The following is a 17,117-nucleotide window of genomic DNA, read 5'->3' on the forward strand; positions in this document are numbered from 1 at the left end:
CGAGGCATCGACCTGCGTGACCGGGGCCACGATGATGTTGGGGCTGGCGAAGGACACGCCGGCGCCGCCGAGGATCGCGTTGACGCCATTGTTCAGGAACAGGCTGCCGCCGCGCACGGCGCCCATCTCGGCATGGTCCAGGTCTTGTTCGAGGGGCAGGTTCTGGATGGTGAGGGACATGATGTAACTCCTTGGGTGGCTGGTCTGGCTTGGGTTAGAGAGCATCTGGTGTTGCGCTCGAGGTCATATACGCATGGGGTGTGCCAGCTGCTGTCGCAGCGGCAAAATGCGTAGCTAACCGGTTGAATTTAAATAAGAAAATGCGACGATGGCCGCGTGGCCATGCCGGTCTCCACGCCAGTGGCTGTACGCCAATCCCCAACACATCTCCCCTCTCTGTTTGCGCCCCGACGACATATCGGTCGGCGAGGGTCCGTGGATACCCACATTGACGGTGCTTTTCAGCTGCGTAAAAATAAATTCATAAATATGAATATCGCCTGGTATTGGCCAAGGTGGCCGACCAGGTCAACGCCGCACTGGAGACAACTTTATGAAGCCGAATTTCCGTCGCCGCCTGATGCTCTGCGCTGCCGTGCTGGGCGCAATGCCCGCACTGGCCTGGAGCGATACGTATCCGAACAAGCCGATCCGGATGGTGGTGCCGTTTGCCCCGGGCGGCGCGACAGACGTGGTCGCGCGCCTGATCTCGCAGAAGCTCGGCGAGGCGCTCAGGCAATCGGTGGTGGTGGAGAACCGGCCCGGGGCGAACGGCATTATCGGCACCGACGTCGTCGCGCGCGCCGCGCCGGACGGCTATACCTTGCTGCTCAACACGGCTGGCGCGCAGACGCTCAGCCCGCTGATCTACAAGGCCAGCTATGACCCGCTGAAGAGCTTCGAGCCGATTTCGCTGATCTCCAATATCGGCTTTGTGATGGTGGTGCATCCATCGGTGCCGGCCAAGTCCGTGCAGGAATTCGTCGCGCTGGCCAAGTCCAAGACCCGGCCGCTGAGCCTGTCGGCGGGCAGCAGCATGATCGAGCTGATCGGTGCGAGCTTCAAGGCGACCGCCGGCACGCCGGATGTGGTGAGCGTGTCTTATCGCGGCACCGGCCCGCAGATGCAGGCCGTGGTCGCCGGAGAAGTGGACATGACCATCGATCCGTTCAATTCGATGGCCATGATCAAGGCCGGCAAGCTGCGCCCGCTGGCCGTGCTGTCGGACAAGCGTTCGCCCGCGCTGCCTGATGTGCCGACGATGCAGGAGGCCGGCTACAGCGGCATGGCCTTCGGTTCATGGGCAGGCCTGCTAGCCCCGGCGGGGACGCCGAAGGACATCGTCGCGCGGCTGGGCAAGGAAGTGACCCGGATCGTTGCGCAACCCGACATCCGGGAAAAGCTGGCCGCCATCGACTACGAGGCCGTTGGCAGCACGCCGGAACAGTTCGCCAGGACCATTGCCGACGATACCGCGCGCTGGAAGAAGCTCGTGAAGGAGACGAACTACAAGGCGGGCTCGTAACACCTGGCGCCCGCGCCGCCCCGCATCGCCGCAAGCGTGCGTGTGCGCTCGTGCTGGACCTGACCTCGGTCATCATGGGTCCGGTCTGCCCTAAGGTGCTGGCCGATTACGGCGCCACGGTTGTAGTCCTTGAGCGAGGCGATGCCAATTGTCACGAAAAGTGGCCTACCGCACGCAAGCGGCAATGGGAGCTTGGAGCGCCCACAAACCATCGACTACGGTTAAAAGTCCGCATCGCTGCTTTGAGGGCTGACGATGGTGAGACGCAATGGGCGCCTGGTCCAGATTTTGGCGGGGCTGCTGGGCTTGTTGGCAGTGCAGGGCGCGCGTGCGTCCGATATCCCGTGCAACGCCCCGGTCGGCGGGCCGGGGGCGCGTTGCGAGGAACCCTACGGCGCAGGCGTGGGATGCGAAACGCATCCCGCCCAGGGTGTTCGCAAGGGCCACCTGATCTGCGAGTACACCATGCTGTCGCAGCGCTACGAGCGCATCTATGCGGAACAGCAGAGGATGCTGCAGAAGGGCAAGCTCCAGCCAGCCGATCTTGCGGCATGGCGCGCCCGGCGCGATGCATGCGATTCGGTGCGATGCCTGGATGGTGTCTTCCATCAGTTCTGGCGCCAGCGCGACGCCATGCCGCAGGCGGCGGGCAAGCCGGCCATGGCCCGGCAGGGTGCCGCGCAAACGCAGGGCAGTGCAAGACATGAGCCGGCTTCGCGGCCGCCCCCCGCGCCAGCGAAGGTGGCATCGCGCGAGACACCGGCCTCCGCGCCCGCGGCTGTGGTGGAACCCTCCGTTGCCGAGGCCTCCATCGCTCCCGATGCGCCGTTGGCACGCAGGGCGTCTGTCACCCATCCCATATCGACAGCGCACAAGGCCTCCGCGGTAACCACGCTGGAGATCTTCCCCGACGCCAACGTCGCCGCGGTGCCGGTTTCCCTGGTGACGCCCCCGCCGCGCAGCCCGCGCCGGCCGCCGCCCCTGGTGGTGGAAAGCCTGGTCTCCGGCCTTGCTGTCCTTGGCCTGGGAGCCGGCCTGGTATGGAAGCGCAGGCGGGCCGCGCCTCAGGCTGGCAGCGAAGCGACGCGCGCGCGGATGCCCCCGGTTATGAAGATCACGTATGGGCTGCTCCTGGTGAATGCCGTGCTGTTGCCATTCACGCTTGGCCTGCGGTAGGGCGTACTCGCACTGAAGCTCGGGCACCGGCCCGACGCAGGCGTCACCGGCGAATGCCGCTCGCAATCTTTTCATCTTCCGATCGAAAAGATTCACTTCTGCTGACAAATCACATCGGTCACGATTCCCCTGCTTGGGCACCATGCAATGCGCGCGGAGGCGCGCGCGATGCGCGTCGATTGGCGCGGGACTTCGGCTGAATGGATTCCGCGCGCCCTGTTCGAGGAAATTCAGATGCTCGCAAAGATCGTGGCGACGTACCGCTACTTCATGTCGGTGGTGCCATTCCGGCTGACGCCGGCCATCATCAGTACGATCGTGCTGATCACGCTGCTGCTGATACCGCCGCCCGCGGGCCTGAAGGCCAACGCCTGGGATCTGGTAGCCATCTTCCTGACCACCATTGTCGCCATCATTCTCAAGGTGATGCCGATCGGCGTCATGGCGATGATGGCCATCGTGATCGTGTCGCTCGCGCAGGTGACCTCGGGCTCGTCCAAGGGGGCCATCGCCGATGCGCTCAGCAGCTTCTCGAATCCGCTGATCTGGCTGATCGTCGTGGCGATCCTGATCTCGCGCGGGCTGAAGAAAACGGGCCTGGGCAACCGCATCGGCCTGATGTTCATCGAGCTGCTGGGCAAGCGCACCATCGGCATCGGCTATGGCCTGGCGATCTGCGAGCTGGTGCTGGCGCCCTTCACGCCGAGCAACACCGCGCGCGGCGGCGGCATCGTGCACCCCATCATGCGCTCGATCGCCGGCGCGTTCGACTCCGATCCCGCCAAGGGGACGCAGGGCAAGGTCGGCACCTATCTGGCTCTGGTCAACTACCACGCCAACCCGATCACTTCGGCCATGTTCGTGACCGCCACCGCGCCGAACCCGCTCGTCGTCGACTATGTGGCCAAGGCCACCGGACAGTCGCTGCACCTGAGCTGGACCACCTGGGCGCTGTGCATGCTGGTGCCCGGCCTGCTCTGCCTGTTCCTGATGCCGCTGGTCATTTTCCTGCTCTGCCCGCCGGAGCTGAAGGCAACTCCCAATGCCATCGCCTATGCCAGGGGCGAACTCGCCCGCATGGGTCCGCTAAGCGGCAAAGAGCGGGTCATGATGGGGGTCTTCGCCGTGATGCTGGTGCTGTGGGCCAATGTGCCGGCGATGATCTTTGGCCCAGCCTTCACGCTCGATCCGACCGTGGTCGCCTTTCTCGGCCTGTTCGCGTTGATCATCACCGGCACGCTCGACTGGGACGACGTGCTGTCGGAAAAGAGCGCCTGGGACACCCTGATCTGGTTTGGCGCCCTGGTGATGCTTGCCGAGCAGCTCAACAAGCTTGGCGTCATTGCATGGTTCTCGAACAACATGCGCGATGCCATCGTCGCCAGTGGCGTGGGCTGGCTGCCGACTGCCGCGGTGCTGGTGCTGGCGTTCGTGTTTTCGCACTACCTGTTCGCGAGTACGACCGCCCACATCAGCGCGATGATGCTGGCCTTCCTTACCGTCGGTGCGCACCTGATCCCACCGCCGTATGTCCCGCCGTTCATGCTGATGATGGCCGCGGGCTCCGCGATCATGATGACGTTGACCCACTACGCCACCGGCACCTCGCCGATCATCTTCGGCAGCGGCTATGCGACATTGGGGCAGTGGTGGCGGGTCGGCGCGGTGATGTGCGTGCTCGAACTGATCATCTTTACCGTGGTGGGTGGCGTCTGGTGGAAGATCCTGGGGTATTGGTAAGCGGGACGACGGTGGGTCGGCGCTTAACGAGCCTACCGCGCTGACCACGCGCCTCCATCGCGAATCGAGCCGATTGAGCCCGTAGCCAGCGCCAGCGCCGCCGCGGCGGCGAGCGCACCACTGTAGGCGTCGGCCGACGCGTTCTGCGCAAGCAGCAGCTGGTTCTGCGCCAGGTTTGCCTCCGTCACCGAACCCACGCCCTTGCGGTAAGCCGCGAACGCCGCGTCGTACGTGACCCGGGCCGCATCGGCCAGTGCCGTGGCCGCGTCATAGGCGGCCAGGCTCGATTCCAGCGCGCTCTGGCTGACCACCACCTGCCGCACGGATTCATCCTTCGCGCGGCTCAGCCGGGTCGAGGCGCTGTCGGCATCGTTGCGTGCCTGAGCCAGGACGGCGGAGCGCAGCCCGCCGTCGTAGATCGGGACCGTGACGCCAAGAAACACGCTCGCGCCATAGCGGTAGCCGTTCAAGTTGACCGTGGGCGGTTGCTGGCCGATCGGGGGTATCGCCGTAATTGCCGAGCCGCCCGAGGCATAGGACGTAAATGCCGACAGAAAGACCTTCGGCATGAAGCCGGCCTCCGCCGCCTGTACCCTGGCCTGGCTCGCGCGTTGCGCCGCATAGGCGCCCAGCACGTCGGGTCGCCGCGCGATCGCGGTGTCGACGATTTGCCCGACCGAACTGCGCAGCGCCGGCGACAGCGGACGCAGCGGCATCCCGGCAATGCGCGGACGGGACAGCGGGGAAATGCCGACGGCATTGACCAGTGCCAGGTAGGCGTCGGTCTCGGCGCCCTTTGCTTGCACCATGGCCAGGTTGGTCTGCGCCCGGTTCTGCGTGGCCTGGGCGACCTCGACCACGGTGCCGATGCCACGCTGGAATCGCGCCCTGGCCGCGGCTTGCACCGCGTCGGCATTGTCCACGGCCTGCTGCACCGTGCCGGCACGCGTGCGCGCGGCCTGGTAGCGATAGAACGCCGCGCTGACGTCGTGGATGATCTTCTGGTGCACGGCCGTGAACGCGATGTTGGCCGCCACCGAAAGCTGCTCCGCGGCATCGACCATGCCGGAGCGCTCGCCGAAATCGAACAGCAGCCATTGCAGCGACAGCACCGAGATGGCGCCGTGATTGGACGCATTCGCGCCAAGCGGCCCCAGCGCGGTCGCGGTGGAGCTGTGCCCGTTCTGGTAGCCGCCCATGGCAGCGGCCGAGATGTAGGGCAGGTAGCTGGCCCTGGCGATGCCGGCCGCCAGTGCCGCGTTGCGCGCGTCGTTCCAGGCGATGCGGGTCAGCGGGTTGGTGGACTCGGCCAGGTCGATCAGTTCGGGCAGCGTGTAGGCATGGGCCGGATCCAGCGCTGCGGGTGGGGAAACCGCAGCGAGCGCTGGGTTTGCCGGCAGCGTGTAGTCCGATGCCATGGCCGCCGTCTGGCCGGCGTCGCCCGGCACGATCTCGCCAGATGCCGTGGTGAGCGGCTGCCAGGGACGATCCGGCTGCGGCGGCGCCAGGTCGAGCGAGGCGGTGGCGCATCCCGCCAGCGCCAGCGTGCACAGGGTCAGCGCGGGCAGGGAATCAGGTTTGCGCATGGATCGGGTTGGGGGCAGCCGAGGCTGGCGCGTCGGCATGGGAGGCATCGAGTCGTCGGTCGATGATGGCGAACAGCGCCTGGCGGGCGAGGTCATCGTGAGAATCGGCGGGCATGGCTGCGCCGGGCTGAGCGGCTGCCAAAGGCGGGCCGCCTGGCTGCAGCCGGTTCAGGCGTTGCGCAAGCGCCGGGTCGCCGGGGAGTCGTTCGGCTAGCAGGAACACGGGGCCCGAGATCGCGTCGAGCGTGGCCAGCCGATCACGATGGATATCTGCCCGCTCCGGTGCCTGTCCGACGGATGCCGGTTCGTAATGGGCGAGGATCAGGTCCTGCGTGATCGCATCATGCAAGGCCAGCGCGGCCGCGGCGTGCTGCCGCCTTGCCGCGGGCTGCGGCGCATGGACGAGCGCATGCCATTGCGCTACCAGTGCCGCCAGAGCGGCTTCGATGCGGCCGGCTATGCTGACTGGCCAGACGTGCGTGAAAACAAGATAGACCGCGAGATTGCCCAGCACCACGCCGATCACGCGGTCGCGCGCGATGGTCAGGTCGAAGCCGGGCGCGGCGCCCTGCACCACGCACAGGTAGAACGCGAAGGCGATCTGGAAGCCCGCGTAGGCGATGCGCTGCGAGCCTTGCGCCACCCATGCGGAGATCCATGTCCCGGCGAACACGAGCAGCAGCAGGCCGCCGACGGATGACAGGCCGGGAACGACATACACGATCGCCGCCGTGCCGATCACCGCGCCGATCACGCAGCCGGCCAGGCGCAGCGTGAGCTTTTCCACGGTCTCCGCCATGGTCCCGAGCGATACGAGGTAGCAGGTGATGAAGCACGTATGGATGCCGGGCCAGTTGAGCTGCTGGTAGAGCAGGTAGCAGAACATCGCGGCCCCGGTGGTCTTGAGCGCGTAGCGCACATGGTCGGGGTTGGTGAAGGCGTCGGCGCTCAGGAAGCCGCCGTGCGCGGCTTCTGCGGCTGGTGCCGGCGGCGCTGCCGCACCGGCTTCGGCATAGCCTTCGGTCGCGGCGACCAGCTCTTGCACGACGGCCTGCTGCACCGGCGACAGGTTGTCCAGCGGCGTTGGCGGCAGGCCGATGTCAACGGGATAGCCGCCGGCGTCGAGCATGCGGGCCATCTCATCGAGGGTGCCGGCGATAGGCGCGGCGGTGGCCGCCGGCAAATGCGCGCCGGGCTGCCGACGCGCCACGTCCACGGCCAGCAGGATTGCCATGGTCGACGCCATGGCTTGTTGCAGCGCGCGCAGGTCCTGCGGGTTCACCGTGCCCTCGGCCTTTGCCAGCCTGAGCCATCCGGCGACGGGCTGGACGCCGTCATGGAGGGCCGCATGCAAGGCGTCCGCGTTGCCGCGCAGGGCGCTTGCCGCCACGCGCAGGCAATGGCCGAGCCGTTCTGTAGCCAGCCGGCGCGGCGACGGGCCCATCAGCAAATTGACGACGATGTTCACGCCAATCGGGATCGCTACCATCAGCCAGGCATAGAGCAGCGCGCGCGTGGCGATTTCCCCGCCGGGCACGAGCCCCAGTTCATCGAGTGCGAAGCCGATGATCATGGCGACGATGGCGCCGACCGGCCTCAATTTGCTGGCCGATGTCAGGAACAGCAGGGCCGCGGACAACACGGCCATGCACGCCACGCGGCGCATCGGATCGTCGATGCTGAAATCGGCGAGCCCCATTACCAGTGCGATGATCAGGCTGACCAGAACCAGCGCCGCCGCGCTCATGAGGATGCTCGTGGTGCGGTCGGCCCGGTTGATGAAGAAGATGACGTAGGCCGAGATGGCGGCTTCGGGCGTGCCGTACAGGCTTGTGACGAGGACGGTCAGCGTGCAACCGACGGTGATGCGCGTCGTGGCCGCGGTGCGGCCGGGGAACGGCGCCAGTAGGGCGCCGATATCGGCAAGGCCCAGGCGCAGCTTGTCAGCGGCAGGCTGCGCCATGCCGGATCTCGACGGTTGCGCTCGCGCCTACCCGGGCCAGCGTCTCGGGCGGGTCTTCCAGGCGGATCCGGACCGGGAAGCGCCTGGCCACGCGCACCCAGTTCACTGAGGGCTGGACGTAGGGTAGCGAGCGCGGCAGGTTCAGGCGGTCGGTGTCGGTAATGCCGATGCCGATGCCTTCCACCTTGCCGCGCAGGGCGTGGCCGCGATCGATCATCGAGTAGACCGTAGCGCAGTCGCCGACGTGGATGCCGGCCAGCGAGGTCTCGCGGAAATTGCCTACCGCGAACCATTCGCCCGTATGCACCAGCAGGAACAGGGACTGGTTGGGCAGCACGACTTCGCCCGACAGCACGGTCAGGCCGCTGACGCGCCCGGCATGCGGGGCGCGGACGATGGTGTCATCGAGCGCGCGCTGCGCGATCGCCAGTGCGGCCTCGCGCGCATGCACGGTGGCGGCGGCGTCGTCCTCATTGCCGATGGCCTGCGCCGTGGCGGCGCGCTGCGTATTGGCCTGCCGCAGCGACACGCTGGCGTCGCGCTGCGCCACCTGGGCCTGGTCGAGCTGCTGCGCGGGCACATAGCCGTCAGCCACCAGCGGCCGCAGCCGTTCGACGGTGCGTGCGGTCAGCGCGTAGTTCTGCTCGGCACGCCGCGTCTGCTCCGATGCGATCGACGCCGTGGCGCGTTCGGTGGAAAGCGTGCGGCGGCGCGTACCCAGCGCGGCCTGTGCGAGCTCAAGGTCCGCCCGCGCCTGCGCCACCACCAGTTGGTAGGGCACGGGATCGATTTCGAACAGCACGTCCCCCTTGGCCACGAGCTGGTTCTCGGTGACGTGGATCCTGGCGATACGACCGCCGACCGGCGATGCCACATGCACCATGTCGGCATCGAGCGCAGCATCGTCGGAAGACGGATAGCGGCTGGTGCGCTGGTACGCGTAGACGGAGAGCAGGACGGCCACCAGGACAATGGCCAGCGCAATCAGCTTGCCGCGCTTCGGACTGCCCTGTACGCCGGCCATTTTCATAGCAAGTGTCCCGTGCCTAGTAACCAGACGAGTTCCGCAAGGATGAGGCCGATCGCGGTATTGACCAGGAGCTGGGCGCGGACGATCTCTGCCCAGCCTGTCGCGACGAAGATCCGGTAGGACACGACCGCGCCCGCGATGCCGGCCAGCGCGCTCAGCAGCCAGAGCGGGAAGTAGGCGCCGAACAATCCGAATGACGGTGCACCGGCGCAACCATAAAGCGATGCGGCCAGCGCCAGAAGCGCAAGCGAGCGTGCCATGGAATCAGGGTCGAAATCGTCGCCGTAATATAGCAGCGCCGATTGTGCATTGTCCAAGTCGCAGGGCTCGCCGTACCGATGCTCGTGGCCACGCGCGGCCTGCTACAGTCGCTGCTGCGGCCACGACCGCGGCAGCCGCCACCGCAGCGGCTACGACACACCTTTTTCTGGGGACGCAGATGAACCGCAAGGGCTTGCAGGATGCCGCCGACTCCCTCGACGAACTCGCCGCGGGGAGGCAACCGGTGCCGGCCAGGGTGGCTGCCGGCGCCGCCGCGCTGGAGCGCGTGCATGCCGACTATCCGGGCTGGCGCGATGTCGGCGATGCGCTGTTCGGACTCAAGGCGCTGGCCGGTGGTTGCGCGATGGACCTTGACGCCAACGGCCGTCAGGGGGCCGGCCGGCTCGCCGATGTCGTGCGCAGCCTGCTCGACCAGATCTGAAGTCCGGCGCAGCAGCGCGACGGCTCTCTGCCGTTCTGCCAGCCACCGGCGTCGTCGTCTGCGGCCAGGGCGGCCGTGTTGAGGCACCGTTACGCAGTTGCAGCAGGTCAATGCAGGATCAGAGGGTTTTCCCCTGTGGTGACTGAGCGACGCCGGCGTCTCGCATTGCACAAATTTTCGTAAGAAAATGTTTGATACATGACGTATAAGGCACAAAAAATCTTCAAAACCGGCCGGTACTGGGTAACTACCTAGGGATGAACTTAGAGAGATTCCTCTAATCTCTCCCTCCTCGATGCGGCGCGCCTCTGACCGACGCGCCGTGGTCGAGGAAATTCAACTTCGGTCAGAACGCCATGGCGGCACATGGCGCCTTTCTGGCCGGTCGCTCTCAAGGAGAACCACGCATGTCCGCCTTCACGTCCGATCAGTTTGCGGCACTCCACAAGTCCAACCTGGCCAATCTGGCCATGATGTCCAGGTCGACCATCGACGGCTTCCAGAAACTCACTGAACTGAACCTGCAGACCGCCAGAACGGCGCTGACCGAAGGCCAGGAGAACCTGAAGGCCGTGCTGGCCGGCAAAGACCTGAGGGATGTGCTTGCGGTGCAGAGCGGCGTGGCCCAGCCGGCGGCCGAGAAGGCCATCACCTATGCGCGCCAGGTTTGCGAGATCGCCACGCAGGCGCAGGCCGAACTGGCCCGCGCGGTGGAAGAGCAATACGAACAGAATCACCGCAACCTGCAGGCCTTCGTCGACACCTTCGTGAAGAACGCACCGGCAGGATCGGAAGCGATCTCCGCGCTGCTGCAGTCGACGGTTGACGCCGCCGGCAACACCTATCGTTCGGCCCAGGCCATCTCGAAGCAGATGACCGACGTGGCGCGCAACAATCTTGCCGCCGCGGCAAACCGGGGCGCCTCCGACAAGGCCTGATCCAAGGCAACCGGACTGGCGCTCGCCAGTCGATGACGCCAGGCCGGATCGCACCGGCCTGCAGCGTTCACGTGGAGACCAGTTCGCAGAAGCGCTCGAGGTCGATATTGCCGCCGCTGATCAGGATGCCCACCCGCTTGCCCCTGAGCGCATCCGTCTGCTGCAAGGCCGCTGCCAGGCCCAGGCAGCCCGTGGGCTCGACGATCATCTTCATGCGCGACGCATAGAACTTCATCACCTCTGCCAGCTGGGCATCGGTCGCGGTCAGGATATCGTCGACATCGCGCTTGATGATGGCGAAGGTGTACTCGCCCAGGTGCTGGGTCTGCGCGCCATCGGCAATCGTCTTCGGCGTGTCGATATGCACGATCGAACCACTGCGGAACGATTGCTGGCCGTCATTGCCCGCTTCGGGCTCCACGCCATAGAGCTTGCATTGGGGCGCCAGCGCGCGCGTCGCCAGCGCCGTGCCGGACAGCAGCCCGCCGCCGCCCAGCGGGCAGAACAGCGCGTCCAGCGCGCCGACTTCCTCGAACAGTTCGCGTGCCGCGGTGCCTTGTCCGGCCAGGACGTCCGGATGGTCATAGGGCGGAATCAGCGTGAATCCATGTTCGCCGGCCAGGCGCCGCCCAATGGCCTCGCGGTCTTCGGTGTAGCGGTCGTAGCTCACGACGTTGGCGCCGTAGCCCCGGGTGGCCGCCACCTTGGCCGCGGGCGCATCGTGCGGCATCACGATCGTCGCGGGAATGCCCAGCAAGCGGGCAGAAAGCGCGATGCCCTGCGCATGGTTGCCCGACGAAAACGCGACCACGCCCGCGCGGCGCTGCTCGGGGCTGAATTTCGACAGGGCGTTGTAGGCGCCGCGGAACTTGAAGGCGCCCATGCGCTGGAAGTTCTCGCATTTGATGAACACTTGGGCGCCGAGCCTGTCATCGAGCGTGCGCGAGGTATTGACCGGCGTGCGATGCGCGACGCCGTCCAGCCGTTTGGCCGCGGCCTCGACGTCGGCGTAGGTGGGGAGATCCGGTGTGGTCATGGGAGGTTCCGTTCAGCGGGTAGCGGGGATTGAGCGAGTGGCCATGTGGCGTTGCGCAGATTGGATTTAAACAGTATGTCTATTATTGGAATAACCGTCAAGATTGGTGGAATTGAGTCACTTCGGATGCGTTGCCACCACGCGAAGTAGCGCCTGAGGCAGTTCAGGGACTGCTTGGGGGTGAATGCGCCCTTGTGGCGCGGGGTATCCTCGATATCGCATGCTAGGATGAACCCTTCCGCAGCCGCCGCCCCCCTCGGCCAATGACCACCCTGTACGCAACCCTCGGCGTCGAATCGGACGCTACCCTGGACGAGATCAAGCGCGCCTACCGCCGTGGCGCCATGAAGTGGCACCCTGACCGCAATCCTGGCCGCGAGGCCGAGGCGCATGCGGCCTTCCAGGAACTCCGCGACGCCTACGCCATTCTTTCCGACGCCGAGCAACGGCGCGTCTACGACGATGTATTCGCGCAGGAGATGCGCCGCTGGCAGGCCGAGCACGCGGAGCAGGAAGCGCAGGAGCAGGCGGCGCAGCGCGAAGCCCAGCGTATCGCGCAGGAGCATTACGAGAAGATGGTCGCGATGGCAATGCGCTTTGCCGGTAATGGCCACAATCGCGATGTCCTCTTCGGCGTGCTGCTTGGGCAGGATTGCGAGGCCGAGCTTGCCGCGCGTATCGCGGACAGCGTATGGGCCTTGCAGGAGTCGCGCAAAGCGCATGCGCAGGCCGCTGACGCTGACGCTGACGAGCCGGAGATGGCTCCGGAGGAACCGGCTGCCGCAGCGACACAGGCGGAAGACGCCAGGCGAAGCGATCGTCAACCGGGCGCGTTCGAGTCGTTCTGGCAGGGCTTGTTCGGTATTCGCTCCTAGCGCCCGGCTGAGCGCCGCCAGCCTTCCCGAACACCGTTCCGGACGCTTCTCCGCGCATTTCCCAGCCTGTTCAAGGATGACCGATGGATATTGGATTCCTCCTCGCACACCCCTGGTTTGGCACATGGGCAGCCGCCGTGGCCGCTGTGTTCGTCGCGCTGATCGTGCATCGCCTGGGCGGACTGCTGCTGTTGCGCCTGACCCGGCCGGCGCCGGTGCTGCATGCGATCGTCAGGAAAGCGCGCGCGCCGTCGATCGTCGTGCTGCCGTTGCTGGCGTTGCAGACCGTGTGGCAGGCGGCGCCGGACGAGTTGCGCTGGATCGACACGGTGCGCCATCTCAATGGCCTGTTGATGATCGCGGCGACGACATGGCTGGTGGTCCGCATCATCGCCGGCTTCGCGCAGGGCGTGATGGACCGGCACCCGGTCGATGTCGTGGACAACATGGGCGCGCGGCGCATCCACACGCAGACGCGCGTGTTGTCGCGCATTGCCATGACACTCGCCATCGTCATGGGTGCGGCCATGCTGCTGATGACCTTCCCTGGGGCGAGACAGGTCGGGGCCAGTCTGCTTGCTTCAGCCGGTGTGGTCGGGCTGATCGCGGGCTTCGCGGCCAAGCCCGTGTTCAGCAATATGATCGCGGGGCTGCAACTCGCGCTGACGCAGCCGATCCGGCTCGATGACGTGCTGATCGTCGAAGGCGAGTGGGGCCGCGTCGAGGAAATCACGGGGACATACGTCGTCATGCGGCTGTGGGACGAGCGCCGGCTCATCGTCCCGCTGCAGTACTTCATCGAGAAGCCATTCCAGAACTGGACGCGCAACAGCGCGCAGATCATGGGCTCGGTCTTTTTGCACGTCGACTACGGCATGCCGCTGGCACCGCTGCGCCAGGAACTGGAGCGCGTCGTGCACGCCGCGCCGGAGTGGGACCAGCGCTTCTTCAACCTGGTCGTCACCGAAGCCACCGAGCGCACCATGCAGCTACGCGTGCTGTGCACCGCGGCTTCGTCGGGGCTGGCGTGGGACCTGCGCTGCCGCATCCGCGAAGCGCTGATCGACTTCATGCAGCGCGAGTTCCCCGAGCACCTGCCGCGGCTGCGCTTCGAGCGCGATGCCGAGGCGCAGGCCGCCATGCCGGCTCGCGCCTTCAGCGAGGCCTGAGCATACCTCAGGGTTTGCGGCTCGCGTTGGCGGCGTTTGCCTTCCATTCCCGGAACACCGTGTCCAGGCACGCGGCCGACTTGCAGCCATCGCGCTTCGCACGGAATGCGGTGATATCCGTTTCGCTCAGTTGCCCCGTCTTGAGCATCCGCTGCTGATCGGCATAAATGCGTTGATACCCCATGGAAAACAGCGCGGATTCACAGATCAGGCGGTGCGATGGCATCTGGCTTGCCGGGGCTGCAGCGGGATCGCAGTCGATGTCCGTGGCGTACGCATTGCCGGCAAGCGCGAGGCTGCAGGCAGTGAGGCAAAGCAGGAGTTGGCGGAGCGGGCGGGGCATGACAGGGAATCGGCAATGGCCCGCTATGGTAAGGCCAAAACGCGCGGCCGGCGCGATGGCGGAATCAGCGATGCGCCGGCCCATGCAGCGGGTCGTCCAGGCTCAGGACGCCGCCACTACCCCACAAGCAATGCGTCCCCCCGCATTTCCGGTCGGCTGCGTCTTGTAGTCGTCCGGGTCCTTGTGCACGACCACGGCGCGGCCGATGACGCTGTTCGGGCCGGCGCCGACGGTCAGGTCAGGCAGCAGGAAACTCGCGCGCGCATTGCCGCTCGCGTCGGCCGTCAGGTTGTTCATGTCGCCGGCATGGTGGTCCGGCATGCTCATCTGCCCGTGCTGCTTGCCAGCCGGATTGAAATGCCCACCGGCGCTCATCGCGTCGGGCGCCGAGCAGTCGCCCTTTTCATGCACATGGAAGCCATGCGTGGTGTTGGGCGGCAGGCCGGTGACCGACGCCACCATCATCACGCCACCAGACTGCTGGGTGAAGGTGACCGTGCCGCCGGTGCTGGTGCCGCTCTTCGGCGTGAGCGTCGCGGTGGCCTTGGCACCGCCGCCACCACTGGCCGTCATCCCCGTACCGGCGCAGCCCGCCAGCGTCATCGCTACCGCTGCGGTGGCCGCCAGGCCGAAAAGTGCGCGTTTCATCGGAACTCTCCCTTTGACGTTATTGCGGAAGAAACAGTATAGGATGCGACGCCTGCGCACGGGCGCTCGTTGAGCGGCTTATCGGACGGTCGGACGGTCTTATGCGGCTAGCTGCGAGACGGGGCTTTGCTGCGGCGCGGCACCAAAATGCGGATGCCGCGCGAAGATGTCCGCGACCCAGTTGACAAAGACCCGCACCTTGGCCGACAGGTGGCGGTTCTGCGGGTACATCGCGGAGATCGGCAGCTCTTCGGTCTGCCAGTCGGTCAAGACCTCCACCAGGCGGCCGCTGGCCACGTAGGGTTCCGCCATGACGCGCGACAGGCAGGCCAGCCCATGCCCGGCCACCGCGCACTCGACATAGATTTCGCCATCATTGGTCGAGATCGCGGAGGGCAGCAGTATCTCGGTGCTTTCCCGGCCGCGCGTGAGTTGCCATGGCCATTCGCGCCCGGTGCGGTTGGACAGGTGGTTCACGGCCTTGTGCTGGGCCAGGTCGGCAAGTTCGTGCGGGGTGCCGAAGCGGTTCAGGTAGATCGGCGACGCGTAGAACGCCAGCTTGAGCTGGCCGACACGGCGCGCGACCATCGATTCGTCCACCGCGCCCACGCGCAGCACCACGTCGACGCCTTCCTGCAGCAGGTCGATCGGCTTGCCGTTGATGGTCAGGTCCAGCTTCAGTTCCGGATAGCTCGTGAAGAACTCCTGCAGGTTCGGGATCAGTGCGAGCCGGGCCAGCGCGGCGGTGGTGTCGACCGACAGCGTGCCCTTGGGCGATTTGTTATGGCGCGTCAGCGACTGCTCGGCCTCTTCCACATCGGCCAGGATGCGCACGCAGCGCTCGTAGTACGCCGCGCCGTCGCTGGTCACGCTGATGCGCCGCGTGGTCCGGTGCAACAGCTTGACCCCCAGGTGGGTCTCCAGGTTCTGGATCAGGCGGGTGAGGGTGGCCTTGGGCAGGTCGAGCGAATCGGCGGCACGCGCGAAGCTGCCCATGTCGACCACCCGGGTGAAGGCCTGCATTGAGACGAGACGATCCATGATGTGCTTCCGACCAATGTTTCCTGAGGGCTCGCCGAACGGGGCGACCTGACTGACGCTATGCGGGCTGGCCGCCGGGGATAGGCGCGTCGGGCGGTGTGACTGGCTGCCCGGCGCCTGCGACTGGGGCGCTGGCCGGCTGCGCCCGACAGGGAGGCGCAACCGCGAGAGCGGGAGTGAATCACATTTTCCAAGACCTTGTCATCCGTGGGGTCTCGGCGGGCCGATTATTCCAAACACGGAACAGTGCGTTGGCAATCCCTCGCTTTATCCCATCGGCGTCAATCACCATAATCCGTTCCATCGCAACACATGATAGGCGTGCCAATGGATTTCGGCACGCCCGCCAAGGTGCCCATGTCCCAGTCGCCCAGCCAACGTTCACCCGCCGCCCCGCCGGCTCAAGGCAACGGGTCGGCGCGCGTCGTGGAACACAGGATCGCCAGTGGCGAGCGCGAGATCTCGGTGTGTGTCTGCTACCCGCCGGGCTATCCAGGGCTGGCCGCCGAAGGCAGCGCGTTGCTGCCGTGGCTGGTGTACCTGCACGCCGGCGGGTTTGTGGACGGCGGCCTGGAGAAGACCCGGCAGCTGGTGCAGTCGCTGGCGGCGTCGGTGCCCGCGGTGGTGGTGACGCCGGCGTATTCGCTGGCGCCCGATCATCCGTTCCCGGCCGCGCCCGAAGACGCGTTCAGCACCGTGGAATGGGTGCTGCGCAACGCGCGCCGGCTGAAGGTGGACAAGACCCGCTTCGCGCTGGTCGGTGAGGAAGCCGGCGGCAACCTGGCGATCGCGCTGTCGCAAATGTTGCGCGACCGCTGCGCCGCGCAGCCGCGGGGGCAATGGTTGATCCGCCCCGTGACGGACCCGTGCCTGCAGCACGCGTCGTGCACGGCTGGCGGGCAGGTGCCGCTGGAAACCCTGCAGCGGCTGGCCTGCAATTATCGAGAATACCTGCCGACGCCGGCCGCCAGCGTGCATCCGTATGCCGCGCCGGCGCTGGCCTCGCGCCTGGCAGGGCTGCCGCGCACACTGGTGCAGGTAGCCGAAGTGGACGCGCTGCGTGCCGAAGGCGAAGCCTTCGCGGGGCGCCTTGCCAAGGCCGGCGTGCCGGCCGAGGCCATGATCATGCCCGGCGCCTGTGGCGACGGGGTAGAAGAGTCCCACGAGGATTGTCAGTCGTGGGTCGACGAAGGTGCGCGGTTCCTGCGGCGATGTCTGGCCGCGGCCGACGACACCTCATCCCGGCGCGAAAGCCGGACCCGGAACGAGCCTGCCGGCTGAGGCCTTCCGGGTAACACCGCCAGCCGGTACCGATGCCGCCAGGAAGAACTGCGCGGCATCCGG

Annotated in this window: 17 protein-coding genes and 1 pseudogene; 9 read left to right on the forward strand and 9 right to left on the reverse strand. The window is 66.5% G+C overall.

The window, feature by feature from the left end; genetic code table 11:
• Positions 1-180, reverse strand: a 180-nt coding sequence (locus tag AC3FKG_RS18010; protein ID WP_488743760.1) for a hypothetical protein, incomplete at its 3' end; no start/stop codon positions are given.
• Positions 181-553: 373 nt separating this feature from the next.
• Between AC3FKG_RS18010 and AC3FKG_RS18015 the strand changes: the two genes are divergently transcribed.
• From AC3FKG_RS18015 to AC3FKG_RS18030, 4 genes and pseudogenes are all read left to right on the forward strand, one after another.
• Positions 554-1,525, forward strand: a complete 972-nt coding sequence (locus AC3FKG_RS18015; RefSeq protein WP_488743761.1) for a Bug family tripartite tricarboxylate transporter substrate binding protein — start codon at positions 554-556, stop codon at positions 1,523-1,525.
• A gap of 50 nt (positions 1,526-1,575) precedes the next feature.
• Positions 1,576-1,656 (forward strand): annotated as a pseudogene (locus AC3FKG_RS18020) (CoA transferase); the annotation flags it as partial.
• 124 nt (positions 1,657-1,780) lie between these two features.
• A complete protein-coding gene (locus AC3FKG_RS18025) occupies positions 1,781-2,701 on the forward strand; it encodes a GntR family transcriptional regulator (protein WP_483714527.1) in 921 nt (306 codons plus the stop codon).
• Between the two features lie 234 nt (positions 2,702-2,935).
• Positions 2,936-4,441, forward strand: coding sequence for a DASS family sodium-coupled anion symporter (locus AC3FKG_RS18030; protein WP_483714144.1), 1,506 nt, complete (start codon positions 2,936-2,938; stop codon positions 4,439-4,441).
• Between the two features lie 32 nt (positions 4,442-4,473).
• Here the strand turns inward: AC3FKG_RS18030 and AC3FKG_RS18035 are convergent, their stop codons facing one another.
• The 4 genes from AC3FKG_RS18035 to AC3FKG_RS18050 are packed head-to-tail and all read right to left on the reverse strand — an operon-like array spanning position 4,474 to position 9,280.
• Positions 4,474-6,027 (reverse strand): TolC family protein, encoded by a 1,554-nt coding sequence (locus AC3FKG_RS18035; protein ID WP_488743762.1) that lies wholly within the window; start codon positions 6,025-6,027, stop codon positions 4,474-4,476.
• Positions 6,014-7,990, reverse strand: coding sequence for an FUSC family protein (locus AC3FKG_RS18040; protein ID WP_488743763.1), 1,977 nt, complete (start codon positions 7,988-7,990; stop codon positions 6,014-6,016). Before AC3FKG_RS18040 ends, AC3FKG_RS18035 begins: the two co-directional genes overlap by 14 nt.
• Positions 7,971-9,020 (reverse strand): multidrug transporter subunit MdtN, encoded by a 1,050-nt coding sequence (gene mdtN / locus AC3FKG_RS18045; RefSeq protein WP_488743764.1) that lies wholly within the window; start codon positions 9,018-9,020, stop codon positions 7,971-7,973. The genes AC3FKG_RS18040 and mdtN overlap by 20 nt, the downstream gene beginning before the upstream one ends.
• Positions 9,017-9,280 carry a YtcA family lipoprotein gene (locus AC3FKG_RS18050; protein ID WP_483714150.1) on the reverse strand — a complete coding sequence of 88 codons (264 nt, stop codon included), beginning with the start codon at positions 9,278-9,280 and terminating at the stop codon, positions 9,017-9,019. The genes mdtN and AC3FKG_RS18050 overlap by 4 nt, the downstream gene beginning before the upstream one ends.
• A 179-nt stretch (positions 9,281-9,459) precedes the next feature.
• Here AC3FKG_RS18050 and AC3FKG_RS18055 point away from each other — a divergent pair, with 179 nt between their 5' ends.
• Both AC3FKG_RS18055 and phaP read left to right on the forward strand, forming a co-directional pair.
• Positions 9,460-9,723 (forward strand): hypothetical protein, encoded by a 264-nt coding sequence (locus tag AC3FKG_RS18055; RefSeq protein WP_488743765.1) that lies wholly within the window; start codon positions 9,460-9,462, stop codon positions 9,721-9,723.
• Between the two features lie 407 nt (positions 9,724-10,130).
• Positions 10,131-10,661 carry a TIGR01841 family phasin gene (phaP, locus tag AC3FKG_RS18060; RefSeq protein ID WP_483714154.1) on the forward strand — a complete coding sequence of 177 codons (531 nt, stop codon included), beginning with the start codon at positions 10,131-10,133 and terminating at the stop codon, positions 10,659-10,661.
• Between the two features lie 67 nt (positions 10,662-10,728).
• Here phaP and AC3FKG_RS18065 read toward each other — a convergent pair whose 3' ends face one another.
• Positions 10,729-11,697 (reverse strand): threo-3-hydroxy-L-aspartate ammonia-lyase, encoded by a 969-nt coding sequence (locus tag AC3FKG_RS18065; protein ID WP_488743766.1) that lies wholly within the window; start codon positions 11,695-11,697, stop codon positions 10,729-10,731.
• A gap of 263 nt (positions 11,698-11,960) precedes the next feature.
• Here AC3FKG_RS18065 and AC3FKG_RS18070 point away from each other — a divergent pair, with 263 nt between their 5' ends.
• Positions 11,961-12,572, forward strand: a complete 612-nt coding sequence (locus AC3FKG_RS18070) for a J domain-containing protein (protein WP_488743767.1) — start codon at positions 11,961-11,963, stop codon at positions 12,570-12,572.
• A gap of 83 nt (positions 12,573-12,655) precedes the next feature.
• Positions 12,656-13,741 carry a mechanosensitive ion channel family protein gene (locus AC3FKG_RS18075; protein ID WP_488743768.1) on the forward strand — a complete coding sequence of 362 codons (1,086 nt, stop codon included), beginning with the start codon at positions 12,656-12,658 and terminating at the stop codon, positions 13,739-13,741.
• 7 nt (positions 13,742-13,748) lie between these two features.
• On the opposite strand, the gene AC3FKG_RS18080 is transcribed toward AC3FKG_RS18075, so the two are convergent.
• From AC3FKG_RS18080 to AC3FKG_RS18090, 3 genes are all read right to left on the reverse strand, one after another.
• Positions 13,749-14,168, reverse strand: coding sequence for a hypothetical protein (locus tag AC3FKG_RS18080; protein ID WP_488743769.1), 420 nt, complete (start codon positions 14,166-14,168; stop codon positions 13,749-13,751).
• 18 nt (positions 14,169-14,186) lie between these two features.
• Positions 14,187-14,732 carry a superoxide dismutase family protein gene (locus AC3FKG_RS18085; RefSeq protein ID WP_488743770.1) on the reverse strand — a complete coding sequence of 182 codons (546 nt, stop codon included), beginning with the start codon at positions 14,730-14,732 and terminating at the stop codon, positions 14,187-14,189.
• Between the two features lie 99 nt (positions 14,733-14,831).
• Positions 14,832-15,773, reverse strand: coding sequence for a LysR family transcriptional regulator (locus AC3FKG_RS18090; protein ID WP_483714161.1), 942 nt, complete (start codon positions 15,771-15,773; stop codon positions 14,832-14,834).
• A 357-nt stretch (positions 15,774-16,130) separates the two neighbouring features.
• Here AC3FKG_RS18090 and AC3FKG_RS18095 point away from each other — a divergent pair, with 357 nt between their 5' ends.
• On the forward strand, positions 16,131-17,054 hold the full coding sequence (locus AC3FKG_RS18095; RefSeq protein WP_488743848.1) for an alpha/beta hydrolase: 924 nt from the start codon (positions 16,131-16,133) through the stop codon (positions 17,052-17,054).
• Positions 17,055-17,117 lie beyond the last annotated feature (63 nt).

The sequence above is a fragment of the Cupriavidus sp. 22TCCZM04-2 genome (assembly GCF_057798895.1).

Coding starts and splice junctions, on each gene's coding strand:
- AC3FKG_RS18015 (WP_488743761.1), top strand. CDS start 554: ATGAAGCCGAATTTCCGTCGCCGCCTGATGCTCTGCGCTGCCGTGCTG.
- AC3FKG_RS18025 (WP_483714527.1), top strand. CDS start 1,781: ATGGTGAGACGCAATGGGCGCCTGGTCCAGATTTTGGCGGGGCTGCTG.
- AC3FKG_RS18030 (WP_483714144.1), top strand. CDS start 2,936: ATGCTCGCAAAGATCGTGGCGACGTACCGCTACTTCATGTCGGTGGTG.
- AC3FKG_RS18035 (WP_488743762.1), bottom strand. CDS start 6,027: ATGCGCAAACCTGATTCCCTGCCCGCGCTGACCCTGTGCACGCTGGCG.
- AC3FKG_RS18040 (WP_488743763.1), bottom strand. CDS start 7,990: ATGGCGCAGCCTGCCGCTGACAAGCTGCGCCTGGGCCTTGCCGATATC.
- mdtN (WP_488743764.1), bottom strand. CDS start 9,020: ATGAAAATGGCCGGCGTACAGGGCAGTCCGAAGCGCGGCAAGCTGATT.
- AC3FKG_RS18050 (WP_483714150.1), bottom strand. CDS start 9,280: ATGGCACGCTCGCTTGCGCTTCTGGCGCTGGCCGCATCGCTTTATGGT.
- AC3FKG_RS18055 (WP_488743765.1), top strand. CDS start 9,460: ATGAACCGCAAGGGCTTGCAGGATGCCGCCGACTCCCTCGACGAACTC.
- phaP (WP_483714154.1), top strand. CDS start 10,131: ATGTCCGCCTTCACGTCCGATCAGTTTGCGGCACTCCACAAGTCCAAC.
- AC3FKG_RS18065 (WP_488743766.1), bottom strand. CDS start 11,697: ATGACCACACCGGATCTCCCCACCTACGCCGACGTCGAGGCCGCGGCC.
- AC3FKG_RS18070 (WP_488743767.1), top strand. CDS start 11,961: ATGACCACCCTGTACGCAACCCTCGGCGTCGAATCGGACGCTACCCTG.
- AC3FKG_RS18075 (WP_488743768.1), top strand. CDS start 12,656: ATGGATATTGGATTCCTCCTCGCACACCCCTGGTTTGGCACATGGGCA.
- AC3FKG_RS18080 (WP_488743769.1), bottom strand. CDS start 14,168: ATGGGCCGGCGCATCGCTGATTCCGCCATCGCGCCGGCCGCGCGTTTT.
- AC3FKG_RS18085 (WP_488743770.1), bottom strand. CDS start 14,732: ATGAAACGCGCACTTTTCGGCCTGGCGGCCACCGCAGCGGTAGCGATG.
- AC3FKG_RS18090 (WP_483714161.1), bottom strand. CDS start 15,773: ATGGATCGTCTCGTCTCAATGCAGGCCTTCACCCGGGTGGTCGACATG.
- AC3FKG_RS18095 (WP_488743848.1), top strand. CDS start 16,131: ATGTCCCAGTCGCCCAGCCAACGTTCACCCGCCGCCCCGCCGGCTCAA.